This window comes from Aeromonas media (assembly GCF_000819985.1).
Lineage (GTDB): Bacteria > Pseudomonadota > Gammaproteobacteria > Enterobacterales > Aeromonadaceae > Aeromonas > Aeromonas media.
The window spans coordinates 53029-79988 of sequence record NZ_CDBZ01000210.1; the positions used below are offsets into that span (position 1 = coordinate 53029).

The 26960-nt window shown below is 60.8% G+C and carries 23 protein-coding genes, 2 tRNA genes and 2 pseudogenes; 14 read left to right on the forward strand and 13 right to left on the reverse strand.

Annotated elements, in window-relative coordinates; translation table 11 throughout:
- Window positions 1–100: 100 nt before the first annotated feature.
- The 4 genes from BN1127_RS19085 to BN1127_RS22930 all read left to right on the forward strand — a co-directional run bounded on the left by BN1127_RS19085 (window position 101) and on the right by BN1127_RS22930 (window position 4998).
- On the forward strand, window positions 101–571 hold the full coding sequence (locus BN1127_RS19085; protein ID WP_005331844.1) for a BamJ family beta-barrel-assembly machinery protein: 471 nt from the start codon (window positions 101–103) through the stop codon (window positions 569–571).
- A 271-nt stretch (window positions 572–842) separates the two neighbouring features.
- On the forward strand, window positions 843–1610 hold the full coding sequence (locus tag BN1127_RS19090; RefSeq protein ID WP_042650498.1) for a DODA-type extradiol aromatic ring-opening family dioxygenase: 768 nt from the start codon (window positions 843–845) through the stop codon (window positions 1608–1610).
- A gap of 176 nt (window positions 1611–1786) precedes the next feature.
- Window positions 1787–4807, forward strand: a complete 3021-nt coding sequence (locus BN1127_RS19095; RefSeq protein ID WP_231557521.1) for an ATP-binding protein — start codon at window positions 1787–1789, stop codon at window positions 4805–4807.
- Complete coding sequence (locus BN1127_RS22930) at window positions 4705–4998, forward strand: response regulator (protein WP_231557524.1); 294 nt, start codon at window positions 4705–4707, stop codon at window positions 4996–4998. The genes BN1127_RS19095 and BN1127_RS22930 overlap by 103 nt, the downstream gene beginning before the upstream one ends.
- A 196-nt stretch (window positions 4999–5194) precedes the next feature.
- Here BN1127_RS22930 and BN1127_RS19100 read toward each other — a convergent pair whose 3' ends face one another.
- Entirely contained in the window at window positions 5195–5395 is a 201-nt protein-coding gene (locus tag BN1127_RS19100; RefSeq protein ID WP_005324353.1) for a YbfA family protein, read from the reverse strand.
- Window positions 5396–5609: 214 nt separating this feature from the next.
- Here BN1127_RS19100 and BN1127_RS19105 point away from each other — a divergent pair, with 214 nt between their 5' ends.
- Window positions 5610–5903: a hypothetical protein gene (locus BN1127_RS19105; protein ID WP_042650499.1), complete on the forward strand. Its 294-nt coding sequence runs from the start codon at window positions 5610–5612 to the stop codon at window positions 5901–5903.
- 75 nt (window positions 5904–5978) lie between these two features.
- Here the strand turns inward: BN1127_RS19105 and BN1127_RS19110 are convergent.
- Both BN1127_RS19110 and BN1127_RS19115 read right to left on the reverse strand, forming a co-directional pair.
- A tRNA-Cys gene (locus BN1127_RS19110) sits at window positions 5979–6052 on the reverse strand.
- A gap of 57 nt (window positions 6053–6109) precedes the next feature.
- A tRNA-Gly gene (locus BN1127_RS19115) sits at window positions 6110–6185 on the reverse strand.
- A 248-nt stretch (window positions 6186–6433) separates the two neighbouring features.
- Here BN1127_RS19115 and BN1127_RS19120 point away from each other — a divergent pair.
- Window positions 6434–9871 (forward strand): annotated as a pseudogene (locus BN1127_RS19120) (response regulator).
- A 289-nt stretch (window positions 9872–10160) separates the two neighbouring features.
- Here BN1127_RS19120 and BN1127_RS19125 read toward each other — a convergent pair.
- Complete coding sequence (locus tag BN1127_RS19125; RefSeq protein WP_042650500.1) at window positions 10161–10955, reverse strand: SPOR domain-containing protein; 795 nt, start codon at window positions 10953–10955, stop codon at window positions 10161–10163.
- A gap of 442 nt (window positions 10956–11397) precedes the next feature.
- Window positions 11398–12282, reverse strand: a complete 885-nt coding sequence (locus BN1127_RS19130) for a LysR family transcriptional regulator (RefSeq protein ID WP_042650501.1) — start codon at window positions 12280–12282, stop codon at window positions 11398–11400.
- Between the two features lie 209 nt (window positions 12283–12491).
- Here BN1127_RS19130 and BN1127_RS19135 point away from each other — a divergent pair, with 209 nt between their 5' ends.
- The 6 genes and pseudogenes from BN1127_RS19135 to BN1127_RS19155 all read left to right on the forward strand — a co-directional run bounded on the left by BN1127_RS19135 (window position 12492) and on the right by BN1127_RS19155 (window position 16427).
- The gene (locus BN1127_RS19135) at window positions 12492–13628 is read left to right on the forward strand and encodes an alpha/beta hydrolase (RefSeq protein WP_042650502.1); all 1137 of its coding nucleotides are present in this window, start codon (window positions 12492–12494) and stop codon (window positions 13626–13628) included.
- A gap of 197 nt (window positions 13629–13825) precedes the next feature.
- Window positions 13826–14176 (forward strand): cyclophilin-like fold protein, encoded by a 351-nt coding sequence (locus BN1127_RS19140; RefSeq protein ID WP_042650524.1) that lies wholly within the window; start codon window positions 13826–13828, stop codon window positions 14174–14176.
- Between the two features lie 30 nt (window positions 14177–14206).
- Window positions 14207–15400, forward strand: coding sequence for an MFS transporter (locus BN1127_RS19145; protein ID WP_042650503.1), 1194 nt, complete (start codon window positions 14207–14209; stop codon window positions 15398–15400).
- A gap of 279 nt (window positions 15401–15679) precedes the next feature.
- On the forward strand, window positions 15680–15829 hold the full coding sequence (locus BN1127_RS23160) for an alcohol dehydrogenase catalytic domain-containing protein (RefSeq protein ID WP_364576751.1): 150 nt from the start codon (window positions 15680–15682) through the stop codon (window positions 15827–15829).
- 38 nt (window positions 15830–15867) lie between these two features.
- Window positions 15868–16146, forward strand: a pseudogene (locus tag BN1127_RS21875) (hypothetical protein); the annotation flags it as partial.
- Window positions 16147–16178: 32 nt separating this feature from the next.
- Window positions 16179–16427 (forward strand): hypothetical protein, encoded by a 249-nt coding sequence (locus BN1127_RS19155; protein ID WP_048824882.1) that lies wholly within the window; start codon window positions 16179–16181, stop codon window positions 16425–16427.
- A gap of 426 nt (window positions 16428–16853) precedes the next feature.
- Here BN1127_RS19155 and BN1127_RS19160 read toward each other — a convergent pair whose 3' ends face one another.
- The 8 genes from BN1127_RS19160 to nosR form a co-directional block, all read right to left on the reverse strand.
- Window positions 16854–17171 carry a c-type cytochrome gene (locus tag BN1127_RS19160; protein WP_042650504.1) on the reverse strand — a complete coding sequence of 106 codons (318 nt, stop codon included), beginning with the start codon at window positions 17169–17171 and terminating at the stop codon, window positions 16854–16856.
- Window positions 17172–17307: 136 nt separating this feature from the next.
- Window positions 17308–17457, reverse strand: coding sequence for a twin-arginine translocase TatA/TatE family subunit (gene tatA, locus BN1127_RS19165; RefSeq protein WP_041206197.1), 150 nt, complete (start codon window positions 17455–17457; stop codon window positions 17308–17310).
- Window positions 17458–17506: 49 nt separating this feature from the next.
- A complete protein-coding gene (locus tag BN1127_RS19170) occupies window positions 17507–18013 on the reverse strand; it encodes a nitrous oxide reductase accessory protein NosL (RefSeq protein ID WP_231557522.1) in 507 nt (168 codons plus the stop codon).
- A gap of 63 nt (window positions 18014–18076) precedes the next feature.
- Entirely contained in the window at window positions 18077–18907 is an 831-nt protein-coding gene (locus tag BN1127_RS19175; RefSeq protein WP_005324386.1) for an ABC transporter permease, read from the reverse strand.
- Complete coding sequence (locus BN1127_RS19180) at window positions 18904–19830, reverse strand: ABC transporter ATP-binding protein (RefSeq protein WP_042650506.1); 927 nt, start codon at window positions 19828–19830, stop codon at window positions 18904–18906. Before BN1127_RS19180 ends, BN1127_RS19175 begins: the two co-directional genes overlap by 4 nt.
- Complete coding sequence (locus tag BN1127_RS19185) at window positions 19827–21146, reverse strand: nitrous oxide reductase family maturation protein NosD (protein ID WP_082030171.1); 1320 nt, start codon at window positions 21144–21146, stop codon at window positions 19827–19829. The genes BN1127_RS19180 and BN1127_RS19185 overlap by 4 nt, the downstream gene beginning before the upstream one ends.
- A gap of 59 nt (window positions 21147–21205) precedes the next feature.
- Entirely contained in the window at window positions 21206–23113 is a 1908-nt protein-coding gene (nosZ, locus tag BN1127_RS19190) for a TAT-dependent nitrous-oxide reductase (RefSeq protein ID WP_021141192.1), read from the reverse strand.
- Between the two features lie 64 nt (window positions 23114–23177).
- The gene (gene nosR / locus BN1127_RS19195) at window positions 23178–25289 is read right to left on the reverse strand and encodes a transcriptional regulator NosR (protein WP_231557523.1); all 2112 of its coding nucleotides are present in this window, start codon (window positions 25287–25289) and stop codon (window positions 23178–23180) included.
- A gap of 394 nt (window positions 25290–25683) precedes the next feature.
- Between nosR and BN1127_RS19200 the strand changes: the two genes are divergently transcribed.
- Both BN1127_RS19200 and BN1127_RS19205 read left to right on the forward strand, forming a co-directional pair.
- Window positions 25684–26097 carry an SIS domain-containing protein gene (locus BN1127_RS19200; protein WP_197069668.1) on the forward strand — a complete coding sequence of 138 codons (414 nt, stop codon included), beginning with the start codon at window positions 25684–25686 and terminating at the stop codon, window positions 26095–26097.
- Between the two features lie 101 nt (window positions 26098–26198).
- Window positions 26199–26960, forward strand: a 762-nt coding sequence (locus tag BN1127_RS19205) for an IS630 family transposase (RefSeq protein ID WP_042650507.1), incomplete at its 3' end; no start/stop codon positions are given.

A 26960-nucleotide genomic window follows, 5' to 3' on the forward strand; every position in this document is an offset into this window, starting at 1 on the left:
TCGTCGTCTGTCTGCCCTGTCACATCCTCCTGCGTCCCGACTCGCCCTCCCTCCCCGACTGGGATAAGATGCCGTCTTCATTGCATTTAAGGAAAACCCGATGAAGTTCATTCTGATCGCCCTGCTGATCGCCGGCGCCGCCTACTACTTCTACTCCAGCAGCAATAACAAAAAACTGGCCGAAGAGAACGTGCGCAAGGGCGCCGAGTTCCTCGCCAGCAACAAGGAGAAACCGCTGGTGACCACCACGGCCTCCGGCCTGCAGTACGAAGTGCTGACCCCGGGCAGCGGCACGGTTCACCCCACCGCCACCAGCAAGGTGAAGGTACACTACGAGGGCAAGCTGCTGGACGGCACCGTGTTCGACAGCTCCGTCGCCCGCGGCGAGCCCATCGAGTTTGGCCTCAATCAGGTGATCAAGGGCTGGACCGAAGGGGTGCAGCTGATGGTGGAAGGGGAGAAGACCCGCTTCTATATTCCCGCCAATCTCGCCTATGGCGACAGGGCGGCCGGTAAAATCCCACCTGGCTCGGTGCTGATCTTCGACGTGGAGCTGCTGGGTATCCAGTAAGGTTTCTGGCTCGAGCACCAGCAGACGAGCTCCCGTCGGGCATCCTGCAATACCCGGCACATGAAGAAAACAGGGCCAGCATGGCGATGCTGGCCCTGCTGTTTTAGTGTCATCTCCCGCCTTCATCTATCAACTCATAGTGAACAGTGCTTATACATATAGCCACATTGTTAACTTCCTAGCCGAGGCAGATAATGACCCCATCGTCAGTGGCCCCTTGCCCTGACCCGGCCATGCGCTGCGTGCCGGCATCATTGATAGGAGTCTCGCTATGGCTATCGCCCCCGTCTGGTTCATCTCCCACGGCGCCCCGGATCTGGTCCTGCGGGATCAGCCTGCTACCCAATTTCTGGCGACATTGCGCCTTGGCGGCATCAAGGGACTGGTGGTGATCTCGGCTCACTGGTTCAGCCGAAGCGAGCTGCAGATCAACGTCGAGCCGAGCCCGGCATTGATGTACGACTTCTATGGCTTCCCCGAGCCCCTCTACCAGATCCGCTGGCCAGCGAGGAGCCCCCAGTGGCTGCAGGAGGCGGTGGGCGATCAGTTGCTGCTGGCCGGCCTGCCCGCCACCCCGGTGCATCGCGAGCTGGATCATGGAGTCTGGTCACCCCTCTCCCTGATGGATCCCCAGGGCGAGATCCCCCTGGTGCAGCTCTCCATCCCGGCCAACTTCACCCCGGCCCAGCTGTGGCAACTGGGAGAGGCGTTGCAGGGCCTGCGCGCACAGGGCATAGGCATCCTCGCCTCCGGCGCCATCACCCACAACCTGCGGGCTCTCGGGCCGGACGACAGCCCGGTGCCGGGCTGGGCCCGCACCTTCGTCAGCTGGCTGGAGCAGAGCATGGATGAGGGGGACAGGGCGGCGCTGGAAGATTATCGGGCCCGGGCCCCGGGCGCGGTGGAATCCCATCCCCACGACGATCACCTGCGTCCGCTGTTCGTGGCGCTCGGGGCGGCGGGAAGCGACAGGCCAACTCGACTGCACCAGAGCTGGGACTATGGCAGCCTCTACATGGGTGCCTATCGGTTCGGCTGATCCCGGCACCGCCCAGGGCGGCAGATCCTGGGCACAGATGGCGGATCAGGCCGCCATTTTTGTGCCTTTCATGCCTGCCGTGTCCAAACAGGGGACTCGTTATAGCCATTTTCCGGTAGAATGACCGCCTTTGGGTGAAATGCGGCAAGGATGGCTGCCCCGTTCCTGGTGGCATGATGAATCTCTATCGATCACTGATCCTGCTCTGTCTGCTGATCATCCAGCCTGCGCTGGCGTTGACGCTGCACAGCCGTCACGACTCCGAGATAGCCCCTCCCCGCTGGTCCAAGGCCGAGCAAGACTGGCTGCGGCAAGCCAAGTTGCTGCGAGTCGGCCTCCTCGAGCAGGACTATCGCCCCTTCAGCATGATCGTTTCCCAGAGTCGATTCGAGGGGATCTCCGCCGATTACCTCGGCATCCTCGCCAAGATCCTGCACAAGCCACTGGCGCTGTGCCCCTTTGCCGACAAGGAGAGCGCCCTGCTCGCCCTGCGCCGGGGAGAGATCGATCTGGTCAACCTCGGCAACCTGACCCTGGCGGACACGGAGGCCCCCGGGATCCGGCTCAGCAGGCCCTACTTCAGCAGCCCCCTGGTCTTCTCGGCCCCCAAGCCACACCAGGGCCCCCTGCTGACACCGGGCCAGCGCGTCGCCACCGTAAAGGGCCAGATAGACGCGCAGCGATTCAGGCTCTACTACCCCACTCTCACCCTGGTAACCCATCCCTCCAATGCGGAGGCTTTCGACGCCGTCTTCTTCGGCCGCCAGGAGATACTGCTCAGCGATGCCCACGCCATGCACTACCTCAACAGCGAGCGCTTCGACCACCTCAGGCAACGTGGCGAGGCACCGCCCAGCCTGGCTCCAGCCGACTTTCGCTTCGCGCTCTCCACCCGCTCCCCGGCGCTGCTCGGCCTCATCAACCACGGCCTGGACGCCATCGACGAGGGAACCCGCAATGCCATCTTCAGCCAGTGGAACGGGCCCATTCGTGACATGAATGACGGCGCTAGCGAGCGCTATGACGCCGTGGAGCTTGCCTGGATGCGCCAGTCGCCCCCCATCAGGGTGTGGCTGATGGACAACCTCTACCCCTATGGCGCCCTGGATCACGACGGCCAGCTCACCGGCATGACGGTCGACATGCTGGCCAAGGTGAGCAAGCGCACCGGCCTCTCCTTCGAGTTCATCCGCTTCGACTCCGACCGGCAGCGGGACGAGGCCATCCGCTCGGGGCGCCTCGATCTCATCGGTGCCATCTCCCGGCCCGTGGCCGAGCGCTATGGCCTGCGCCCCTCGGTCCCCTATGCCACGGACGACATCTACGTGATCCTCACCCATCAGGGCGAGGAGAGCATGGACTCGCTGCAGGGTCTGGCGGGCAAGCGCGTGGGGATGACCCGCTACAATCCACTCGCCGATGAGCTCGAGGGCAGCAGGCTCATCACCATGGAGAGCGCCGAGGAGGCAATGCAGGCCGTCGAGGGAGGCAGACTGGACGCCGCCATAGTTCCGCTCTATTTTGCCCGCCATGCCCTGGACAACGATCCGCAAACCCGGCTGCGCATCGCCGGCCCCGCCGATGAGGAATCCATCCTGATGGGCTTTGCCAGCCTGCCCGGCAACGAGATGCTGATGGGGATCCTCGACAAGACTCTGCTCGCCATCCCGCCCAACGAGCTGGCCATGACGAGCTACGAGTGGCGCAACCGCAAACTGCCGAAGCCCGGCTTCATGGAGCGCCACGCCCACGCCTTCTACCTGTTGTTTGCGGTGCTCTTCGCCCTGGCGCTGGTGCTGTTCTATCGCAACCTCATGCTCAAGCGGCTGGCCCGCGCCGAGCAGGCCTCCCGCCAGCAGTTGGAGGCCCAGGTGAGATTCATCCGGGCGCTGGGGGAGAGCCAGCCCCACCCCATAGTGGTGCGGGACAAGGGCGGCAAGGTATTGCTGTGCAACAGCAAATACCTGGCCCAGCTCGGTGCCCGTCCGGAAGACGTCATGGGGCACCCCTTCGTCCAGGGACTGGAAGGGCGGATCGCCCCCCGGAGCATCGCCGCCCTGGAGCGGGACTTCGCCAAGGTGCTGCAGCAAGGCCAGCCCATCTTCGCCGATCGGATTTTCCAGCGCGAAGGGAGGCAGATCGACATCTATCACTGGATGGTGCCCTACTTCGATGCCGAGGGCGCCATCAGCGGGGTGATCGACGGCTGGATCGACATCACGGGCCGCAAGCAGTTGGAAGAAGCCCTGCGCCAGGCGAAGCTGCAGGCCGACAGCGCCAGCCGGGCCAAGAGCGACTTCCTCGCCACCATGAGCCACGAGATCCGTACCCCCATGAACGCCATCCTCGGCATGCTGGAGCTGGCCACCGAGGATCCCGCCCTCAGTCGTCACAGCGCCGAGCTGCTGCGCATCGCCGCGGACTCGGCCCACGGTCTGCTGGATCTGCTGGGGGATAGCCTGGATATCGCCAGCATAGAGGTGGGCCAGATGACCCTGACCCCGACCCCCTGCGAACTCACGCCGCTGCTGGAATCGGTCACCCGGGTATTCCGGGGCATGGCCGGGCAGAAAGGAGTGCGCTATCGCGTCGAGTTGCCCGACGCCCCCCTGCCGACCGTGATGATCGATGCCCTTCGGCTGCGCCAGATCCTTTTCAACCTGATCGGCAACGCCATCAAGTTCACGGAGCAGGGCGAGGTGAGCATCAGCGCTACCCTGGCGGGAGACCCCCTGCCCGGCCCCGTGCTACACCTCGTCATCGCAGATACCGGGGTCGGCATTGCGGCGGACAAGCTGCCCCGGCTGTTCACCCCCTTCTACCGGGCGCACTCCCCCGAGCAGTACCCGGGCAGCGGCCTTGGTCTGAACATCGCCCGGATCCTGTGCCAGATGATGGGGGGAGAGATAGGTGTCGACAGCGAGCCGGGACGGGGGACCCGCCTCGAGATAAGGCTGCCCCTGACGCTGGCGGCGCCGGGTCTCCCGCTGGTGATGGCTCCCCTCCCCCCCGGGAGCCGGGGCCCCGGCTGCGGATACTGGTGGTGGATGACAATCATGCCAACCAGATCCTGCTGCGCCAGCAGCTCAAGCACCTGGGACACGACGTCAGCGTGCGCAGCAACGGGTTGGAGGCCCTGCGCGCCGTCGGCAGCCACCCCTTCGATCTCGTCATCACCGACTGCCAGATGCCGGTGATGGATGGTTTCGACCTGGCGCGCAACCTGCGTGCCCGTGGCCATGAGCTGCCAGTCTGGGGCTTTACCGCCCACGCCTTGCCCCGGGAGCGGGAGCTCTGCCTGGCCGCCGGCATGAACGACTGCCTGTTCAAACCCATCGGTCTCGCCCGCCTGCGCGCGGCGCTGGCCGATCTGAACCGGGAAGCATGACGGGGCGGAACAAAAGAGAGTCGCGGGTTTGAACGGACGGGAATGGCGGGAAGGGGGATCTCTTGAACGAGGAGGTCAACCCTGTGACAAGATCGCGAGGGCTGGCTCCTCAGCCATGCAGGCAAGACGCCCATGCCGGGTTGCCAGCCATAAAAAAAGACAGCCTTGGCTGTCTTTTTTCACTGTGGGCAAGGGATCAGTAGAAGATCCGCTCACCCCGTTCGCTCATCTTGAGCCACACCGGCTTGGTGCTGGTCTTGCTCCAGATCCGGTGCAGGTAGCTGTAGAAGCGGGCGCGATCGCGGCGAAACAGCATCACCGGGAAGGCGAGCAGACCCACCATCAATACGAAGATGCGGCGAAGGATTATCTGAGTCAGAGAGAAGGGATGAAACATGATTTAACGCCTCACTGGTAAGACCACTGAGCAAAGATTACTCCACAATCTGTAGGATTACTACACCAATAAGCCCGTTTTTTTATAAAAAAACCGCCTAAAAACAAGAAAGTGAAACCGGGTTACATTATTTAACCAAAGAGCAACAAGACTGGCAAAAACCACTCCCTGGACAAGAGTTAGAACATGGGCAGGTAAATGGAGGGAGAAGGGAATGAAACTGGCAGAAATCGCGGTTCTGAGCGTGCTCGGTCTGCTCGCCTGGACACAGTGGCAGGAGTGGCAGCTCAATCGGAATGACGCCATCACGCTGGCGTACCAGGGAGTGCCTGTCGTCAGTCTGTGGCAATGCGGTCAACTGAAGCAGAAGATGGCCGATCTGACCGACCACGCCGCCGAATTGCAACTTCAGTACCGGGGACAATCTCTCGACGACATAAGTCATTATCTGCAAAGAGAGTGGCGCCATCAGGGCTGCGAGCTGTTATTGGCCCAGCAAGGATATTGAACGCAAGGGGATATGCCGAAAGAGGTTCTTGGAATGAAACCTGGCATGGAACAAGGATGAAAACGAGGAAGAAGATGGAGGCACGTTCCGGAGTCGAACCGGACTAAACGGATTTGCAATCCGCTGCATAACCGCTTTGCTAACGCGCCATGCTGACAAGACTGATTGTCTTGAAAGTGATATCCATGATTGGTGCCATGGAAAATTGGAGCGGGAAACGAGACTCGAACTCGCGACCCCGACCTTGGCAAGGTCGTGCTCTACCAACTGAGCTATTCCCGCCTGACTGCATGATGTCAGTTACCCGACAACGAGGCGCATTATACGTACCCCGAGCTCGGGCACAACCCTTTTTTATGACTTTACGCGCTTTTTAGGCGCGTTTGCTCAGGCTTTAAACGCCTTGGTCAAAATTCCTGCCACTCCCTGTGACCCGACGAGCGAATTCAAGATAAAGCCATTGAAATAGTTAGTCTTTAATCAGAAACTCATGCCGCTTAGTAACTGGATTCTCAATTGAAATTCACACCATGAAATGGATCTTCAGGCCTCGTGGGCTCAGACCGCAGCTGATGCTGGCTTTCTTCATGTTGGGCCTGGTGCCCTTCCTGGTCGTCACCCTGTTTTTCCTCTATAGCCACGGCAAGGATCTCACCACCCAGACCTCCAACCATCTGGTGTCGGTGCGCAACATCAAGAAGAGCCAGCTGGAAGACTACTTCGGCAACCTCAAAGAGCAGATCATCAACTTCTCCCAGCAGGACTTTGCCGGCAACAGTATCGGTCGCTTCTACGGCTTTACCGGTGCCTTCGAGAAACTCGGCACCACACCGCAGGAGGCCCGCGCCCGCGCCCAGGCCCGCTATGTGCCCGGCTCCTGGGACAAGCTGCAACAACCCGACAGCCAGGTGGAAATAGAGCCCTCCATCAGCGCCCTCATCCTCGCCGACGAGATGTATGGCCGGGTGCACCAGCGTTTTCACCGTGGCTATGCCGACATGGTGCGCAAGTCCAACTACAGCGACATCTTCCTGGTGGACCTCAACGGCGACGTTGTCTACTCGGTCACCAAGCACGCCAACTTCGCCACCAACCTGCTCTCCGGCCCCTACCAGTCGAGCGGCCTTGGCAACACCTTCGCCAAGATCAAGCGGCGCCTCGACGGCGGCCAGAAGCCCCAGCAGATCTTCGAGTTCACCGACCTTGGCCGCAACGAACTGACCGGCCAGGTGGTCGCCTATCTGGCCGCCCCGGTGATGTAATACGACTATGTGCGCGGTGTGGTGATCTTCGAGCTGCTGCCGGACAAGCTCAACCAGATCATGGCGGAGCGGGAGGGGCTCGGCGAGACCGGCGAGACCATCCTCATCGGCCCTGACAAGCGGATGCGCGCCAACGCCTCCCTCGCCCCCGAATTCAGCGTCGAGAACAGCTTCAGCCCCGACTTCCGGCCACTGCAGACGCCGCTGGTCATCAAGGTGCTCTCCGGCGAGCAGGGGGTCGGTCCCTTCCTCTCCTATCACGATGACGAGGTGCTGGCTGCCTACACCCAGGTCAAGGTGTTCGACACCGAGTGGGCCTTCATCGCCGAGATCTCCACCCGCGAGGCCTATGCTCCTATCCGTCAGCTGGAAACCCTGGTGATCCTGCTGGGGGCGGGCTCATTGCTGCTGCTGATCCTGTTCTCCCGCTGGCTCTCCCACTCCATCACGGCGCCGCTGCGCTCCCTCACCGCCGCCGCCGAGCAGGTGGCCGACGGCGCCCTGGAACACCCCATCACCATACCGCGCACCGATGACGACATCGACCGGCTGGCCCAGGCGTTCCGCCACATGCAGCGCTCGGTGAAAGACAAGATAGAACTCATCGAGCGCCAGACCCAGGAGCTGCAACAGCAGGTCAAGCTGACCCACAAGCAGAACCTCAGCCTGCAGCAGGCTGACAAGCTCAAAGACGAACTGCTGGCCAACACCTCCCATGAGCTGCGCACCCCCATCCACGGCATCAAGGGGATGGCCGAGTCCATGCTCGCCAGCCAGCAGGACTTGACCGAAGGGCAGCAGAAGCAGCTCGGCCTCATCATCAAGAGCGCCGACGGCCTGGCGCGGCTGGTGGACGATCTGCTCGACTACCACCAGATGCGTTACGGCCAGCTGGAGATCCACCCCCAGCCAGTCTCTTCCAAGGGGGTCATCCGGCTGGTGCTGGATCTCTGCCAGCACTTGGTGCAAGCCAAGCCCCTCACCCTGGTGGACATCAGCCCGACGGAGCTGCCGCCGGTGCTGGCGGACGAGCAGCGACTCGAACAGGTGCTCTACAACCTGGTGGGCAACGCCATCAAATACACGCCCCAGGGCAAGGTGGTGCTGAGCGCCCTGGTGGAGGGCAACTTCCTGCGCATCAAGGTGACCGACACCGGCATCGGCATCGGCAAGGACCATCTGGAGCACATCTTCGAACCACTGGTACAAATAAGCCCGGAGGTGAGCAAGCAGGGGGCCGGCCTCGGCCTCTCCATCACCCGCCAGCTGGTGCACCTGATGGGGGGCGAGCTGTTTGTGGAGAGCGAGCCAAGCGTCGGCTCCACCTTCGCCTTCACCCTGCCGCTCGCCAGCGGCAAGGCGGGCAGCCTGACGCTGGACAGCCGCCAGATCGAGCACCAGCTGGTGCGCCAGCAGCCGCTCATCCTGCCGGACTGGGAGAGCGATGACCTCCCCCCTCCCCCCGAGGATGCGCCCCTCATCCTGGTGGTGGATGACGAGCCCATCAACTTGCACATCTTGCGCCACCTGCTGCAGCCCTGCGGCTATCGCATCCTGCCAAGCAGCGACGGCCACGACGCGCTGGCCAAGCTGGCCCAGGAGCCGGTGGATCTCATCCTGCTGGATGTGATGATGCCGACCCTGTCCGGCTTCGACGTCTGTCGCCGCCTGCGGGAACAACATCCCAAGGACAAGCTGCCGGTGCTGCTGCTCACCGCCCTCAACCAGCCCAAGGACATCGAAGAGGGCTTCAACGCCGGGGCCAACGACTACCTGGTGAAACCCTTCTGCAAGGAGGAGCTGTTTGCCCGGGTCAGGGCCCTGCTGGAGGCCTGCGCCGGCCGCGCCTCCCTGGTGGAAAATCACCTGCTCAAGCAGGAGATAGAGCACCGCCTGCGCCTGCAGACCCAGCTGCATCAGGATCAGGAGCGGCTGCTGGCGCTGCTCGGGGAAGGGGCCGATCCCATGGTCTTCATCGACGAGCAGGGGGTGGTGCTGTTTGCCTCCCGCGCCCTGGCCCGCCTGCTGGGCCAGGAGCCGGAAGCCATGGAAGGACAACCGCTGGACGAGTGGCTGGCGGCCCCGCTGGCGAGCCAGTGGCCCGACATGGTAGCGCGACCGGAGCAGGATCTGAGTTTCCTGGTGGCGGGTCAGAAGGACGGGCTCAATGCCCGGGCCCTGCCCATCAGCCTGGGGGGCCAGCACGCCTTCGCCCTCACCCTCAGCACGGAGCAGCGTCAGGACGACAACCGGGTGATGGCGCTGGAGAAAGCCCTCAAGAGCCTGTCACGCCAGGCCATCATCGAGGATGGGCAATTGCTGGGGGAACTGAGCCGGCTGGGAGGGGAGTTCCGCTCGCTCGCGGACAACCTCATTCGCCAGCAGGATGACGAGCCCCTGCGCCGTGCTCTGGTGGACACCATGCGCCTCACCCTGGAGACCTGGCAGCAGAGCACCGGCAAGGGCAAGATAGTGCTGGCGGAGAAGAGCAAGCTGTGGCGGGTCTACATGGACAGATCCAGCCCCCAGACCCGCACCCTCGACAAATACCTGAGCCTGGACACCCTACCCAAGGCGCCGCGCTGGAAGACGGTGGTGGCCAGCGCCGAATACGTGCTCAAGCAGTGCCCCTTGAGCGAAGTGCAGCAGCAGAGCCTGCACCAGAGCACCCAGCTGCTGCGCCAGCTCGCCAGCCGCAAAGGCTGAGGTTCCGCTGCGATCTCGGGTGGCCTCTCTTCCGTTGACGAAATGAGCCTGAGACATCGAGCAGATGACATGCCAAAAACACCACACCCGCGAATGACGCGGGTGTGGTGTTTTAGAGGTTGTGCCATTGGGGCGAAGGGGCTGCTCCGGCGGTGCGACTCAGCAAGCGGCCCGGCGCGCATACAGCCTACCCCATGTCAGCCAACGCTCACCTCCCCCCAAGGGCGCTGGTAGCCCAAGGCCCATGGGATCAGGCCTGTTCACTCAGGCTTATCCCTTGTCACCCGGCTTATGGCTTTAATTCTCTATTCACCTGGGCGAAGGACTTGGGCCAGGGATCCGCCTTCTGCAGGGCTGGCGACAACTGGCGAATGGCTGCCTGCGCCTGGCTCAGGCCGACATAATCCCCTTTCAGCACCACATACCAGGGACTGCCATGGTAGTTGGTGCGATATATCCATACCTGGTCGGCGAGCCGATTGACGCGCACGAACTGCGCTACGGCATCCAGACTGCTCGCTCCCATCAGCTGGATGCTGAGGTGGTTGATGTTCTTCTGGTGCAGGACGCTGGCGGGCGTCAGGTTGACCTTGCCGGACGCCTTGCCCTGCGGCTCGGGCACGATGGCTGGTTTAGACAGCGATTTCGCTGCCGGCTTGGACACAGGCTCCGGGGCAGGCGTGGACACGGGCTCGGGGATTGCGGCAGGCTCAATCGCAACCAGAGGCGCCGAGGGGGCAGGTATTGGCGGCTCAGTCTGCACGACGTCTTCGGCCACGATCGGCAGGGCGCCGCTGACCGGCACATCCAGCATGGGGGTCAGCTTGCCGGCCGTACCGTCGGCCTGCCGTTCGATCGACTCGGGAGAAGAAGGCAGGAACCCGGTCTCAGCCGGCGGGATCAACGTCGCTGCGGCGCCACTGACCTGACCCGGAGCGGCCTCCCCCACCTCGGGTTCGTCCTGCCGAGCCGTGGGGCTCACATAGCTCAATATCAGCAAGCAGAGGGCGCCGGCGGCCAGACCAATGGCTATCTGGCGAATGAGAGAAGAGGGATTGCACTTGCTCAGATGGCATTCGGTCATCATGTCCTCCAGGACGGCATGAGAATGGGGGCGCCGATGCGGCAGAAAGAGATCATGGACCGGCATCGGGGCCGGCAGCTCATACGGCAGGAAATTGATATCGTCCGTGAGAGCGAGCCCTGACCAGGGTGTCACCCCATGTCGCTGTCCCTCTGCGTCTCGGCGGGATCGAAGATGGACAGGCATGACTGCGCCGGCAGCCACCTCTGGTTGCCATTCGCAGCTCCGCATCAACACCGGAGCACCATACCGGGGCAGCGCTGAACTTGGCCTGAATCCTTGGACTATCCAGGGGCATTGACCGCGTTCAGACGCTTGTTTCCTCTGGTATTTGCCCGTTTCGCCCTCGATGGTCGCTTTCCTGCGCCCCATGCCCCCGGGGGCGGCTCATCATGGTGCTTCCCGCTGTCGGCGCCATATGCAAAGGCATCTGGCTTCAGCTTCACAGTCTCAACGTGTCGATGAGGGCTCTCAGGGCGGGCGATACGTTGCGATGGGGGTAGTAGAGATACAGGCCCTCCAGGCGGTGGCTGAACCGCGGTAACACCCGGATCAGGGTTCCACGCGCCAGTTCATCGGTGACCAGCTCCTCCGGGACATAGGCCAACCCCAACCCCATTCTTGCTGCCGCCGCTTCCATGTAGCTGTCAGAGAAGACCCACTGCCCCTGCGGCCGATGCTTGACGAGTTTGCCCTCCTGCCACAGCTCCCACTGATAGAGGCCGCCATCGGCAAACTGGTAGGCAATGCAGGGGTGTACCGCCAGCTCGGCCGGCGTCTGCGGAAAGCCGTATTGCAGAAAATGATCCGGCGTGGCCACCATCACCATCTCCATATCCGGGGTAATGCGCACGGCAACCATCCCCTCGTCCACCTCGCCACCCAGCCGCACGCCGGCATCGAAGCGCTCATCGATGATGTTCACGAAGCGGCTTTCACTGATGAGTTCCAGCCGGATATCAGGATAGTGCTGCCTGAAGATGGCCAGCTTGGGCAGCAACACCTTGTCGATGGCGTGCTGGCTGGCATTGATCCTCACCGTGCCGGAAGGGATGTCGCGAAAGTGGGCGAGGGTGGCCAGCCCCGCATCCAGGGACTGAAAGCTGCTCAGTGCCGTGCGGTACAGCTGTTCGCCAGCCTGGGTCAGTGACAGGCTGCGGGTGGTACGCACCAGCAGTTGCACCCCGAGCCGGGCTTCGAGATCCCGGATGGTGCGGCTGATCCCGGACTGGGCCAGCCCCAGCCTGGCAGCCGCCCGGGTAAAGCTGCCTTCCCGGGCGACCAGCATGAAGACGTGGAGATCGTTGTAATTCTCGCGGCTTGTCATCTTGTTCCACCCAGATTTTTTTCAGCCAGCCATGGTTTGTTCAACGCCCTTTGGACGCCCAGATTAAGAACCCATACACATTAATGTTATCAAAAAAACCGATCTAATCATCACCAATGGTTCTAACTAGAATGCAGCCCATGGTTCACAAAACCATCAAGCCACCCTCAGGACCACGCATCACACATCCGATCTCAAGGAGCGTTGCCATGAATGTCATTCCCAAGAAGCTGACCGCTATCGCGTCTGCCCTGCTGCTGGGCGCCGCATTAACCGGAGTCTCCACGATGAGCCATGCCCAAAACACCCATCCCACTGAACCTGTCTCCATGGTGACACTGTGGGACAAGACCTTCGCCCAGAGCGACAAGGTCGAGCATCGCAAGGTGAGCTTCAAGAACCGCTACGGCCTGACCCTGGTCGCCGACCTCTACCTGCCGAAGAACCGGGGAAACGCCAGGCTGGCAGCCATTGCCGTGAGCGGCCCCTTTGGCGCGGTGAAGGAACAGTCGAGCGGTCTCTATGCCCAGATCCTGGCCGAGCGCGGGTTCGTCACCCTGGCATTTGACCCCTCCTACACCGGCGAAAGTGGCGGCCAACCGCGCGACGTGGCCTCCCCCGACATCAACACCGAAGACTTCAGTGCCGCCGTCGATTTTCTCGGCCTGCAACAAGAGGTCGACCGCAATCGTATCGGCCTGTTGGGCATCTGTGGCTGGGGTGGCATGGCCCTCAATGCCGCTGCTGCCGATACTCGCGTCAAAGCCGTGGCGACCAGCGTGATGTATGACATGAGTCGAGCCATGGGGCATGGCGTGGGCGATGGCAAGGATCGTTACACCACTGCCGATCGCCGCGCCATATTGAAACACCTGAACGAACAACGCTGGCAAGACGCAGAAAGTGGCTCTTTTGCCCATAGCAATCACGATCTCTATGTCGACCAGAAGGGTAACGTCACGGCAGCCAACCGGACCCTGCCAGAGGCACTGCCGGACAATCCACATCCAGTACTCAAGGAGTTCTTCGACTACTACCGTGTCCCGCGCGGTTTCCATGCGCGTTCGGTGAACTCCAATGGTGCCTGGACCACCACCATGCCGCTGTCATTTATGAATATGCCGCTGCTTAGCTATGCCAGCGAGATCAACATTCCTGCGCTGATCGTCACCGGCGAGAATGCCCACTCGCGCTACTTTGCCGAAGATGCCTTCAAGGCGGTAGGCAGCCAGCAAAAAGAACTGGTCGTGGTGCCGGGCGCCAACCATGTGGATCTCTACGATAACGAGGCAGGCAAGATCCCGTTCGACCAGTTCGAGCAGTTCTTCAAGACCAACTTGAAGTAAAAACCAGTAACGCGGCGGGCCATCCCGCCGCGTCTTTCTCATCGGTGGCCACGCGAGATAGCAAGTCTGTGCAATGGCGCCATGTCGGGGAAAAAATGATGACCAGAGGCATGTTGACCCGCGCTATGGTCCTGTTGCTGGTGGCAACCAGCGCGGTCGCAGCCACAGACGAGGTCAGTCATAGCAGGAGAGAGACCATGAACATCAGGATGACAATGGCCGGCCAGATCATCACAGCCAGCCTGGAAGAGAGTGACAGCGCCCGGGACTTTTTCGCCATGCTCCCCCTGACATTGCCGCTCGAAGACTATGCCGAGACCGAGAAGATTGCCTATCTGCCGCGTAAATTGACCACCCAGACGGCGCCAGAGGGGATAGACCCGCAAGTCGGAGACATCGCCTACTACGCCCCCTGGGGCAACCTGGCTATCTACTACAGGGACTTCGGTTACTCGAGCGGCCTCATCCGCCTGGGGCGCATTACATCGGGTCTGGATGCCTTGACCGCCCAACCCTCGGGCACTCTCACCATTGAAGCCGTCAAATGACTCAGCCCCCTTTCAATATCAGGTCGTGAAATGAAGACTCACCATGCCGCTGTCGAACCCCTTCCCGTGGTACAAGAACATTGGGGGGCCGTGGGAGCCATGTCCCTCTGCGTGGCCCTGCTGATCGCCGCCGAGTTTATGCCGGTCAGCCTGCTGACCCCGATCGCCCGCGATCTCGGTGCCAGCGATGGTCAGGCGGGCCTTGCCATCTCCATCTCGGGTCTCTTTGCCGTCATCGCCAGCCTGCTGGTCACCCGGGTCTGTGCCCACCATGAGCGGCGCCATGTGCTGATGGGATTGGCACTGATGATGTTGCTCTCTCTCGTCCTGATCGCACTGAGCCCCAACTTTGCGCTGCTGATGCTGGCCCGGGCCCTGCTGGGGGTGGTGGTCGGCGGATTCTGGGCTCTGGCTACCGCCACCCTCATGAGGCTGGTGGCCCCCGACTCGGTGCCCAGAGCCCTCGGCCTGATGTACACCGGCAATGCCGTCGCGACCGCCTTTGCCGCTCCGCTCGGCAGTTATCTGGGTGGCATCATCGGCTGGCGGGGCGTGTTCTGGCTGTTGGCCCCGCTGGTGGTGCTGAACCTGGTGTGGATGGCAGTCAGCCTGCCCTCGATGCGAAGCGAACGCCCCGTGACACAAGCGTTGGGACTGCTGAAGCGGCCCAATGTGGCGATGGCCATGCTCGGCGTCATGTTCACCTTTGCAGGCGCCTTCTGTGCGTTTACCTACTTCCGGCCGTTTCTGGAGACCCGTACCCACACCAGCCTGCCGGAGCTCTCATCCCTGCTGCTGGCGCTGGGCATGGCCGGATTCGTGGGCACCACTGTGGCCAGCGCCACCCTGCATCGCCACCTCTATCGGCTGCTGCGATGGTTGCCCCTGATCCTTGCGCTCATCACCCTTGGCCTGCTAGCCATGCAGCACCACTTCTGGGGCGTCGCGCTGATGCTGACCCTGTGGGGCGCCATCAATGCCGCCATTCCGGTTGCCTGGTCCGCCTGGATAGCCCGGGGGATCCAAGATGCCCCCGAGAGTGGCGGCGGCCTCATCGTGGCCGCCATCCAGCTCGCCATCATGCTGGGAGCCGGCATCGGAGGCTGGCTGCTCGATCACTACACCATAGGCGCCACCCTGGCTGGCAGTGCCGCGCTGTTGATGGTGGCCACCCTGGTGGTGGGCAACGGCAAGCGGCTGCAACCCGCCCGGGTGAACGCATGATGATCCGATCTCATGACTCAACCGCCCAAGACACTGCGCCGCCCATGTGTTGCACCGAGATTCCCCGGCAACTGAGGCCAGCTCATCGGGGAGAACATCATGATTAAATCAGTCAACGCTCATGCTGCCACACCGGCCACGGCACCACTGGCATGCCATCCCATCACTCGCCGACGGCCACGCCCCGATGATGTGGAGATCGACACTCTCTGCTGCGGCGTCTGCCATTCGGATCTGTACGCCGCCCACAATCACGGGGGCTGAACCCGCTATCCCATAGTGCCGGGCCATGAAATCATCGGTTGGATGGTTGTCGTCAGCTGTCAGGTCAACAGATTCAAAGCTGGCGACCGGGGCGGGGTCGGCTGCATGGTGGACGCCTGCGGTCATGGCGAGGCGTGCAAAGAGGGCACTACGGCGCAACTGTGACTCACACCTATGGCGCCCCGACCGTATCGACGGCAGCCCGCTGTCCCATGACCCAGAGCATGGGCCGGCGTGGCAACGGCTGGGAACGCCTCGATGGCATGGCACGGTTGTTCAGGAGCCTCAAGTCAGAGTGGCTCCCGACAACGGGATACATAAACCTGCGGGAGGTGAAGCGGAATAGCAGTTATTACCTGATGGTTGACTACCACTGGCGGCGTCCACCTCAACACCATGACGGGATACCACCGAGAGTCGGCCCAACCGGATGTCTGGATGTCGTTGACCAAGGCACATCGGCCCTGAAGCAGGCGTCGTGACTCACCAGGTTGAAGCCAAACCGGAGGTGCGGATGGCGGAGAACATCGCCATCAAGGTGCCAGGCAAGCACCAGCAAACCGGTGAGTACGGCGCCGATGAGTTCAAAGGCCAACGCATCGATATCGACGAACTGGCAATGCCCTTTCTCATTCACGGGAGGGGCATGGGTACCTCGCTCACCCACATCCCAAGTGGCTACCGCATCACGCCGTTCGGCGGGTGGCAGAATACGGTTCGCTGCCGGTGCGACTCCATGCCATGCCCGTTATCAATCAGATAACCGACTCTGCTCGTTGCAGCGCAACTCCCTACACCTGGAACGCTCATTTACAAGCAGCATAAGGGGCCAGCGCGCTCAGCGCCGGCCCTTGGCATCAAAGGAGGAGCCGTCTTATCACCAGGCTCGAGGTACATCGCTATGCTCCTGAACTAAACAGGCTGCATCTGTGCAAACGGCACGTGTTGCCTGCGCACCGCATCGCGCCCATCAAGTAGGGTCAGGCCGGCTGTTTGGCCACTGGCCCGACAGAGTCTCAAGTGATGCATCACCGTGAGCCCCGCGACTGCATCAAGCACGCCCGGCGCTATCGGGGTCGGCAAGCGAACCCGACCGGCCTCCCGGAACCACTGGCCAAGCTACACCGCCACCACAACGTGCCCGATACCACCATCAGCATTCACACCGAGCTTCAGTGCAAGCGACTTGTTATTTTTTATGGCTAAGCACCCATTCGGCCAAGGTCTTGGCCTCCTCTTCCGTGACGGCGTTGGCAGGCATGGGCACTGCCCCCCAGGTGCCCTGGGTACCGTTCTTGATGCGGCCTGCCAACAGGGTGGCCGCGTCTGCCTGCCCGTCATACTTGGCCGCGACCTCCTTGAATGAGGGGCCGACCAGCTTGGCATCCACCATGTGGCAACCCACGCAAGGCTTGCTCTTGAATAACGTCTCGCCGTCAGTTGCCATGGCCGGTTGCAGACAAACAACAGCCCCCAGGACAAGCAGTGAAAACACGTTTCTTTTCATATTGGTATTTCCTTATGTTGATGGAGGCAGCAATGCCCCGCTTGGTATCCGGCTACTCGCATCCCGCACTCCGTCATGCTGACGGCCCGACGCGACCAAGGGCTGCAGAGATTGGGGGTAACCGGATGGTGTTTTCTTACTGGCTCTCTTTTTCGCCCAGCATGTTACGAAATCCCCGCACGGCCTTGCCCAAATCCGAACCGATGCCACTCAGGCGTCCAGTACCAAACAACACGATGACAATGGCGAGAATAATCAAGAGCTTCCAAACGCTGATCCCCATCATGGGAGCATCCTCCTGCGATGTAATGAGTGATAAGGGGTGAAAAAACCTATCAATGGGCCGCCGGGCTGCCGTGCGGTTCAGCTGGATGGGACTGGGGATCAGGTTGCAGCAAGGCAAGATCTATCTGCTCGAACCGCACCAGCCTGCCGCCCTGGCTGGTTGCAAACCTTTCGGCATCCTCCTCGCGGGCGAACGAGGCCAGTGCAGCCCCCATGGCCCCCTTCAGGTTGGCGCCGACGACATAAAAGGCCTGTCGGGCATCGATGAGGGCATCATCATCCGGTTTTTCCCAGGTCGAGCGTGCCATGTCATGCACATACAGGGTGACATCTTGTTCCCGGTTCTCCGGTTGCAGCCACCAGCCAAACATCTCGGCCGTAGAGCAGAATTTCATCGCACCCTGTTTAGCCACCGCCTCGCCCTTGGGGCCGGGAAAGCCGGTGATCGCCATGCCGCAGATGTGGCACTCGTCGCCGGAGTGAAAGGCAACGGGATCATAAACGTGCGGGTTCGAGTCGACATCGTTGCAACCGGCCAGCGCCAGCAGCAGGGCCATCAGGCTGCCTTTAAGATAAAAATTATTTGAATTCAGCATATTACTATCCTTGTTATACCCGGCTCAGACCGAGCGACGACGAAACACGGCATAAGCCAGCCAAAGCGACACGCCGACCCACAACAACAGGCAGAACCCAAGCATGTCGGTAGAAAAGGGCAATTCACTCCCGAGGGAGAGCACCCCCAACCCGCCACTCTCCCCTTCGAAGCCGGAGAGGTTGATCAGCCGATAGATATCGGCCGGATTGAGCAATAGCAGCCAGGGCAAGAGGGTGGCGCTGAAATGGCCCTCGCTCAGCACCAGCAGTGCCAGCAACAGCAGATCAAACACCAGTACGAACAGGAACCAGACGCCCAGCGCCAACCCGGCGGCACGGGACTTCTCGCTGACCTTGCTGCTCAGTACATAGGCCATGGCGAGGAAGACCCAGCCCAGCAGGGTGGATGACACCATGAAACGGCCGAACGCCCAGACCAGGGTGGAGAGGGAGATATCCTCCACCAGCACGGCAATGGCCAGGGCGGCGCAGCCAAAACCGAGCAGGGTCGCCAGTGCCAGGATCAGGCCGTGACCGACAAACTTGCCCATCAGGATCTGGCCGTGGCCGAGGGGATAGGTCAGCAGCAGCATCAGAGTGCCGCTCTCCTCCTCGCCAACAATGGCGTCATAGGCCAGCAGCAAGGCGATGAGGGGCATCAGGAAGGTCGCAAGGCTCGCCAGACTGGCGATGGTGGCGGGAATGGAGGTAAATCCCAGCTGGCCGGAGGCGGCAGCGCCGAGCCAGGCAATGCCGACCGCCAGCACCGCAAACAGCAGGCTGATGGCCAGTAGCCAGCGGTTGCGCAGACCATCGCTGAACTCCTTGCGGGCAATGTTCCAGACCTGATTCATGGCCGTACCTCCTTCCGGTTCGCCTGATCGGCTCGCGCCATGTAGTGGCAATAGAGATCTTCCAGCGAAGGTTGATGCACCTCTATGTCACCGGGCTCGCATTCCCCCAGTAACTCGCGCAGCAATGCCAGCTTGTGGCCGTTGTGCACCACCACTTCCACGCTCTGTGCATCGAGCAAGCGAGCCTGATGGCCCGCCTCCCGCCAGCGCCCAATCCAATGGTTGCCATCCTCCAATCCATGGATGCGCATCCGCACCGGCAAGCCAGTGTCGGCGCGCAACTGGGCGAGATCACCCACGGCTTGCAAGCGGCCACCGGCCAGTATGGCGACGCGATTGAGGTGGGCCTCCACCCCGGCAAGCGCGTGGGAGCAGAGGATGATGCTGGTGCCCCCCTGGCGCAGGCGATCGATCAGCTGATAGAGCTCTTGGGTGGCGATGGGATCCAGCCCCACCGTGGGTTCATCGAGCAACAGCAGACGCGGCTCGCCAAGCAGTGCCTGGGCCAGACCGAGCCGCTGACGCATCCCCTTGGAATAAGTCTTCACCCGACGCGCCGCCGCATGGCTGAGCCCGACCTGGTCCAGCAACTCCACCACCTGCTGGGGGGCCGCACCCCGCAGACGGGCAAAATGGGCGAGGGTCTCCCGCCCAGTGAGCTGTGGATAAAAGGTTACGTTTTCCGGCAGATAACCGAGCTGACGGCGCACGTTGAGATCCTGTGGCTGACCGCCGAGTACCTGCACCCGCCCTTCACTCGGGCTCAACAGGCCGAGGATCAGCTTCATGCTGGTAGTCTTGCCCGCACCGTTATGGCCGAACAGCCCCAGCACCTCACCTTCCTGCAGGCTCAGGTTCACGTCCTGCAATATGGTCATGCCACCGATGCGCTGGTGTACGCCCTGAATGTCGACCGCGTTCATGAGGGGTTCTCCTGTGGATGAGGGGCGATGGCCGGAGGCTGCATCAGCGGGTAGCTATCCTGCACGCCGGGAGATTTGATGATGGGGAAGGCGCGCTGGGCCCAGCGCAACACCTCGATGCCGGGGCTGTTCATTAGCAGTCGGACCTGCGGATAGCGCCAGAGCAGCCTGTCCACGTTGTCGTTCGGTTCGTAGGCCACCTCTCCCAACCCGTCGTTGTTACGGTCCCAGCCCAGATAATCGCTCCAGTAGTTGCCGCGGCCCGCCACCGACCACTCCTGCCGCCGGGAGGCGACATATTTGACCTGTTGCCGATTGTTAATAAAGGCATTGTCGCTGATGAGGTTGTCTTCCGATCCCGCAGTGAGATGGATTCCCAGCGCGCTGCGCTCGAAACGGTTGTGCTCGATGCGGTTGAAGAGCGAGTTGTAGATAAACAACGCCTTGCCCTCGGAACCGGAGATCATGCCTTCGCCCGCGCCCCCGTCACGAACCTCCGTGACCAGATTGCCCCTGAGGGTGGAATAGGTGATGTAGTTCATCAGGATCCCGTAGTTCTGATCCTGCTCGGAACGGTTGCCGATCACGGTCAACTTGCGACTCTGCATGAGTGCATAACCGGTGCGGGTGCGGCGAGTCAGGTTGCCGATCACCCGGTTGTCGTTGGAAAACATGTAATGAATGCCGTAGCGCAGATCTTCCAGCTGATTGCCTTCGAGGCTGTTGCCGTTGGAGGTATCGATATAGATACCATCACGGGCGTGGCGTACCCGATTACCGATGACCCGCGCCCCGTGCACGGCATAGAGATGAATGCCATTGCCACGATCCTGCGAACGCAGTCGCAGCTCTCCCTCGATCACGTTATCCAGCAGGCTGACGTTGCTCGTGCCATCCACCCAGATCCCGCTGGCCGGTCCTTGCATCCGATTGGCCTGCACCTTGGCGTGACTGGCTTCCCGCTGGATGAAGACAGCGGCATTGAGCTTGGTGAGGTTGCTACCCCAGTTGGTCAGAGTACAGCCCTGCACCGTCACGTTCGGCGCCGCGATGGTGAGGGCATTGCCCTCCCCTTCGGCATTGATCACCGCCCCCGCCTCGCAACGGAGCATCAGGGATTCTTCAATACGAAACTGCCCCCGGTACTCTCCGGCAGGCAGACGCCAACGCGCCTCTCCATCGGGTTGCAGGGGCAGGGAACGAATGGATTGAGGTGCCGCAAAGGCCGCACCAATGCAGGAACATCCCAGCACCAACAGCGCAACAGTGCTCCGGGCCTGCCTTGGCAAGGTCGGTAATACCGATAGAGGGTTCATGTCCTGGATCCTGGATATTCGGGTGGTGTCGATGCCATCGGCACCACCCGACACTATGGTTAGGCTGGCTCGACCAGCATGCGACCAACCATTTCCATGTGGAGTGCATGACAGAACCAACTGCAATAGTACCAATGCAGGCCCGGCTTATCGGCGGTGAAGGTAATGGAGGACGTCTGCTGCGGGCTGATCTCCATGCTGGCGCCATGGTTGACCATGACGAAGCCGTGGCTGACATCCTCGATCTGATCGATGTTGGTAATCACCACCGTGACTTCATCCCCCTGCTTGACCTTGAACTCGGTGATCCCATAGGCCGGGGCCATCGAGGTCATGTAGACCCGCACCTTGTTGCCATCGCGGATCACCTTGTTATCGGTCTCCAGCTTGACGCCGTCTTTTGCCGCCATCTCTACGGTGGGTGCGAAGAAAGGATCCTTGCGATCCCACAGCTTGCGGGTCTTGATCTGATCCCGGCGAGCCAGGATGCAGTCGTGGGGCTCGGCGAAAGTGGGACCATCATGCACCAGCTTCATCTCCTCACCGGAGATGTCGATCAGCTGATCGTTTTCCGGGTGGAGCGGGCCGGTAGGCAGGAAACGGTCCTTGGAGAACTTGCACAGCGCCACCAACCATTTGCCATCGGCTTCGCTGGTTTCCGTCAGGGACGCATGCAAGTGGCCGGGTTGATACTGCACATCGAGTTTCTGTCTGATGTAGTCGACCTTCTCGCCCTGATAGGCACGCACCGCGTCGGCCATGTTCCACTTCACCACCTGGCTGTCGATGAACAGCGTGGTATAGGCATTGCCGCGACCATCGAAGGTAGTGTGTAACGGACCCAGACCCAACTCAGGCTCGGCCGCGATCACCTCGCGCGGATCCTTGAGCTTGCCCGCGAACAGATCGTCGAGCTTGGCGATCTCGATCATGCTCACGGTCGGTGACAACTTGCCGTTGGCGATGAAGTACTTGCCGTCGGACGAGGTGTTGCAACCGTGAGGATTTTTTGGCACCGGGATATAGCGAGTCAGTTCGGAGCCTTCCCGCCCGTCAACCACCGGCACCTTGGAGTCACCCAGCGTCACGAACTTGCCGGCCTTGATGGCTGCCTCGATACGCGGGATGTTGAATACCACCACCCAGTCACGCTCGTTGCGCATCATGCCGCCCAGATCGTAGGCCTTCTCCGAGTTGTAGCAGGTAGACGCCGCATAGGTGCCGGTGTAGTCCGCATCTGTGTTATCCAGGTTGCCATCGACAATCACCTGGAAGGCCATCTCCATCTTCTCCGCGTCGATGACGTTGAACAGGGTGTAGCTGTTTTTATCCTGCAGATCGAAGGTGGTGCCGTCGTTGGGATGGGGAATGACGAACTCGGCGTTGGCAAACACGTACTTGGTGTACGGCACCTTCTGCAGGCGCAGGCCGTGAATGGCCTGGACGTTGGGCACCGTCAGCATCTTGTCGCACTTCATGATGTCCAGCCGGATGCGGGCCACCCGGCTATTGGCCTTGTCGTTGATGAACAGGTACTTGCCGTCGTATTTGCCGTCGGTCATGGAGATGTGGGGGTGGTGACAATCACCGTTCAGGAACTTGACGCTCTCGCCCATGATGTGGCGGCTTTCATTGGTCAGCCCCCAGCCGGTGGCGGAATCGACGTTGAACACAGGAATACGCATCAATTCACGCATGGAGGGGATGCCCAGGACCCGCACCTCGCCCTGATGACCACCACTCCAGAAGCCGTAGTAGTCATCGAGATCCCCTGGCGCGACATGAATGTTCTGCTTGGCCTCGGAAACGGCCGCAGCCCAGCTCTCCCGGCTCATCACCGCGCCACCAAAGGCCGTGGTGGCCAGCGCGGCCCCCGTCAGGGCACCAGCCCCCTTGAAGAAGCTGCGACGGCTGAGGCCGCCTTGACTCAACTCCTGCTCGGCATTCTCAGGATACTTATCACTCATAAACCGACTCCTTTATCGTTTTTGACGGGGCGAACGGACTCGCCTCACGAGGGTTATTGATTGTTCAGGTTTCAATTGAGGTGACAGGTATCCGTTCAATACCAACCTGTCCTTGGCCGCCACGTTTGGCCTGTTTGTTTTTCATCACTAACGGCAAGCACTTGCGCTCATTGTGATAGGTCATCTGACAATCGAGGCAATAGTGGCATTCGTTGGCGTTGATCCGCCCATCCGGATGGATGGCCTGGATCTCGCATTCCTTGGCACAGAGCTGGCAGGGGCTGCCGCACTCCTTGCGCCGCTTGAGCCAGTCGAACTGGCGTAGCTTGGTGGGGATCGCCAGCGCAGCCCCCAGCGGGCAGATGTAACGACAGTAGACCTTGCGGGTGAAGAGGTTGATCACCAGCAGGAGCGCGGCGTACAACACGAACCACCATTGACGATCGAACCCGAGGATGATGGCCGTCTTGAAGGGTTCCACTTCGGCGGCCTGTTCGGCCATCTGCATCGACTCCAGCGAGATGCCGAAAAGTACCAGCAGGATGATGTACTTGATGGCCCAAAGCCGTTCGTGCACCGCAAAGGGAAGTTCGAACTGGCGGACCTTCAGTTTTCGCGCCGCCTCATTGATCAGCTCCTGCAACGCGCCAAACGGGCAGAGCCAGCCACAGAACACGCCACGGCCCCAGAGCAGAATGGTGGCGGCTGTGAAGGTCCAGAGGATGAAGAGGACGGGATCGGTGAGGAACAACTCCCAGCGAAAATCTTGGAACAGCGCATGGACAAAGGTCAGCACATTGACCACCGAGAGCTGTCCCAGCGCATACCAGCCGATGTAGGTCACGGTGAACAACAGGTATCCACGGCGCAGCCAGTGCAGAAAATGGGGTCGCCGGGTGAACCTGTCCTGGAAGAACAGGATGGTGGTGAGCAGCAGCAGCGCAAGCCCGATGATGCCGATCTGCACGCTCTTCTGGTACCAGATCTTCACCCACAGCGGTCGCGCAGCCTCTTCGGCCGCGGCCAGCTCCTCGGCACTCGGCAGGGGGCGTGTCAGATAGGATTCGGGCAACTGGTAAGCAAGCTCAAAACTGCTGAAGACCCCCTTGACCGGCCCGGTCTGGCGGCGCACCAGCAATTCCAGGCTCCAGGGCGAGCCGGGATCAAATGCCGCATGGGCACGAATGGTAAAGATCGCCATCTCGTCAAACTCAGGCATTCCCTCTGCATAGACATCGTCGAGACGCTGGAAATCCGAGTCACGGAAACTGATAGTGTCGCCAAACTGGCGCAGTTGCACCCGGTCGAAGATGCCGCCACGCACATAACCCGACCCCTTGAAGGAGTATTCCCCCCTGCCCAGCACGGCGACGGCCTGCTCGCCGGGTTGGAGCGTTTGCATCAGCACCTGGAACTGTTTGTCCCCCAGCAGATTGCGGCCGATGGAGGGGGGATTCAGGTGCGCGACGTAGAGATCGATGAAGGTATCGTCAACCTGCTCGGCCGTGGCAGTGCCGACGTCTTGCGCCTCGGTCCCTTTGAACGCCGCATCGACCTGGCCACGGGTCAGATGCAACCGGCGGATGGCGCCGTTGCCGGTGAGCGTCGCCCAGTTTCCGGGCTCATAGCGATCGGTGCGCACCATGGCAGGCTTGGGTTTCGCACCGCTCTTCTCTTCGACCAGACTCAGTGACAGCGCCACCTTGTGCGCAGCGTGCATGACGATTTCGTTGACCACCATGGCGGTGACTGTCGCCCCGGTGATGGCATCAATCGTGACCGCATCCGGATCGCTAGAGTGGCCGACCACCACTCGTTGATTCACTCCAACGCCTGCATATCTGGCATTAAAACCATGCAGCTTCGCTTCCGGAATACCAATCAGCAGGATGGGCTCATGGTGCTCGAGCACATAGGCATCGACAATCACCCCCTTGGGGTCGAGCAATATCTGCATGTTGATGGGCTTGCCCGAGTAGGCGGGAATATTCACAACATCGATGGTCTGGAACGCATAGCCTATCGGCTTGCCCTCTTTGCTCAGGGTGCGAACCTGATAGGGACCGGTGGCCTTGGAAATAACGACGCCCGGAAAAAACTGCTCGATGCGAGTCTGCTCAACGGGATAGGTTTTCGCTAGCAGGCCCATGCTGAAGAAGCTCAGCAGCAAGACCATCGACAGCAATCCCCAGAATCGGTGTGACAAGAGCAATGGATAAGGTTCTGACCGCATCATCGACTTCATATGCCTGCTTCCCGCAATAATATGAGTGGAACACCACCTGGCATGGCATCCCTAATCGCTCCGCTGAGTGCAGGTTGACAGCCAATGGTGACCATTTAAATCTCATGGTCAGTGCAGGTCAACCTAAATAGTCAAATGAATTACCCATTTTAAATCGCCATCACACTTATGTCCGATCCGCCCCCATATCGACGATGACGGGATACCGCCAGCAAAAGCCGAAAACCAGCCTAACCCGGTGCCCGGATTTAGTTGACCACGACAGATTGAGGAGAGTGTGGCGGCGCTGCGTGATACTGGCCCCCTGATAAGCAAGGACGCTCTCGTGCAAAGTGCCGAGCTGTTGGAGAAAGCCCACCAGATCTATGGTGTTGCCGCGAGTGCCATTATCGGGGAGTACCTAGCCTATCGCTTACTGCGTATGGGAATATCAGCCCAACAGTTCAGCGATATGCATCGAGCTGTGATGAATGCCACCTGTCTGAAACTGGGGGTAATAGCTGTTTCCAGCTCTGGCTCGACCAAAGATCTGCTGCATGCGGTGCAACTGGGCAAAGAACACGGAGCAAGCATCATAGTGCTCAGCAATACCCGTCGCAGCCCGCTCGCCACCCTCGCAGATCAGTTGCTGGTAGCGGCAAAACCGGCAGGACCGCTGACAGCGGGTTCATTTCACTCAAAGATAAGCGCCATGCTGGTGATCGAGCTGTTGAGCCAACAACTATTGGAAACTAAATAGCTGTTTCGAATAGTAGATCACTGGGGGAAGGGAACTCAGTCCAGTTTGTGCGATCTCATTAGTCGCCAAACAAAACAAGCCACACCCAAAGGACTGAGTTGATGCCTATCCTACCACCCCTGCCACGACCACAACGGCGCCGCATTCACAAAATCATCCATGCCACGCGTGATAAAGGGCATGCTCGTCGCTTGATGGCCATCTTGCTGTTACATGAAGGACGCACGATCACTGATGTTCATCACCTTACCGGCGCTGCTCGCTCAACCATCGGCCGTTGGCTTCGATGGTATCGGGATGAAGGTGTGGGGGCGTTAGAAGCCTTACCGGCTGGCCGTGCCCCGATCTTACCTGTCGCCAAGATTGTCACCTTACTGGTGCTGCTCATGCAGTTTTCTCCGCAAGATTTTGGTTATCAGCGCAGCCGTTGGTGTACCGAACTATTGGCTATCAAAATCAATCGGTTAATGGGGCTCAATATGGCAGCCTCCACGCTCCGCCGATGGTTACCGCGTATGGGCATTGTCTGGCGAAGGCCCGTGCCGACCTTGCGGATAAAAGACCCGGCCTATCAGGAGAAAATGGCTAATATCGACGCGGTACTGGCCCGCTGTGATGCAGATAATCCGGTGTTTTATGAGGATGAAGTCGATATAGACCTTAATCCCAAATTAGGGGCCGACTGGATGTTCAGAGCGCAGCAAAAGCGGGTTGTCACACCTGGAAAGAACGCCAAACATTACCTGGCAGGCGTTCTCCATGCAGGCAATGGAAGAGTACTTTACGTCAGCGGGATAAAGAAAAACTCATCGCTGTTTATCGCCATGCTGGAAAAGCTGCGTCGCCACTACCGACGAGCCAAA

What these genes read in the sequence shown, in the direction of transcription:
- BN1127_RS19155 (WP_048824882.1), top strand. Translation starts at nt 16,179, where the DNA reads ATGGCGGAGAACATCGCCATCAAGGTGCCAGGCAAGCACCAGCAAACC.
- BN1127_RS19180 (WP_042650506.1), bottom strand. Translation starts at nt 19,830, where the DNA reads ATGAACGCGGTCGACATTCAGGGCGTACACCAGCGCATCGGTGGCATG.
- BN1127_RS19175 (WP_005324386.1), bottom strand. Translation starts at nt 18,907, where the DNA reads ATGAATCAGGTCTGGAACATTGCCCGCAAGGAGTTCAGCGATGGTCTG.
- BN1127_RS19100 (WP_005324353.1), bottom strand. Translation starts at nt 5,395, where the DNA reads ATGTTTCATCCCTTCTCTCTGACTCAGATAATCCTTCGCCGCATCTTC.
- BN1127_RS19185 (WP_082030171.1), bottom strand. Translation starts at nt 21,146, where the DNA reads ATGAACCCTCTATCGGTATTACCGACCTTGCCAAGGCAGGCCCGGAGC.
- BN1127_RS19145 (WP_042650503.1), top strand. Translation starts at nt 14,207, where the DNA reads ATGAAGACTCACCATGCCGCTGTCGAACCCCTTCCCGTGGTACAAGAA.
- BN1127_RS19085 (WP_005331844.1), top strand. Translation starts at nt 101, where the DNA reads ATGAAGTTCATTCTGATCGCCCTGCTGATCGCCGGCGCCGCCTACTAC.
- BN1127_RS19090 (WP_042650498.1), top strand. Translation starts at nt 843, where the DNA reads ATGGCTATCGCCCCCGTCTGGTTCATCTCCCACGGCGCCCCGGATCTG.
- BN1127_RS19140 (WP_042650524.1), top strand. Translation starts at nt 13,826, where the DNA reads ATGAACATCAGGATGACAATGGCCGGCCAGATCATCACAGCCAGCCTG.
- BN1127_RS19095 (WP_231557521.1), top strand. Translation starts at nt 1,787, where the DNA reads ATGAATCTCTATCGATCACTGATCCTGCTCTGTCTGCTGATCATCCAG.
- BN1127_RS19125 (WP_042650500.1), bottom strand. Translation starts at nt 10,955, where the DNA reads ATGACCGAATGCCATCTGAGCAAGTGCAATCCCTCTTCTCTCATTCGC.
- tatA (WP_041206197.1), bottom strand. Translation starts at nt 17,457, where the DNA reads ATGATGGGGATCAGCGTTTGGAAGCTCTTGATTATTCTCGCCATTGTC.
- BN1127_RS19135 (WP_042650502.1), top strand. Translation starts at nt 12,492, where the DNA reads ATGAATGTCATTCCCAAGAAGCTGACCGCTATCGCGTCTGCCCTGCTG.
- BN1127_RS19105 (WP_042650499.1), top strand. Translation starts at nt 5,610, where the DNA reads ATGAAACTGGCAGAAATCGCGGTTCTGAGCGTGCTCGGTCTGCTCGCC.
- nosR (WP_231557523.1), bottom strand. Translation starts at nt 25,289, where the DNA reads ATGGTCTTGCTGCTGAGCTTCTTCAGCATGGGCCTGCTAGCGAAAACC.
- BN1127_RS19160 (WP_042650504.1), bottom strand. Translation starts at nt 17,171, where the DNA reads ATGAAAAGAAACGTGTTTTCACTGCTTGTCCTGGGGGCTGTTGTTTGT.
- BN1127_RS19130 (WP_042650501.1), bottom strand. Translation starts at nt 12,282, where the DNA reads ATGACAAGCCGCGAGAATTACAACGATCTCCACGTCTTCATGCTGGTC.
- BN1127_RS19170 (WP_231557522.1), bottom strand. Translation starts at nt 18,013, where the DNA reads ATGGCCCTGCTGCTGGCGCTGGCCGGTTGCAACGATGTCGACTCGAAC.
- nosZ (WP_021141192.1), bottom strand. Translation starts at nt 23,113, where the DNA reads ATGAGTGATAAGTATCCTGAGAATGCCGAGCAGGAGTTGAGTCAAGGC.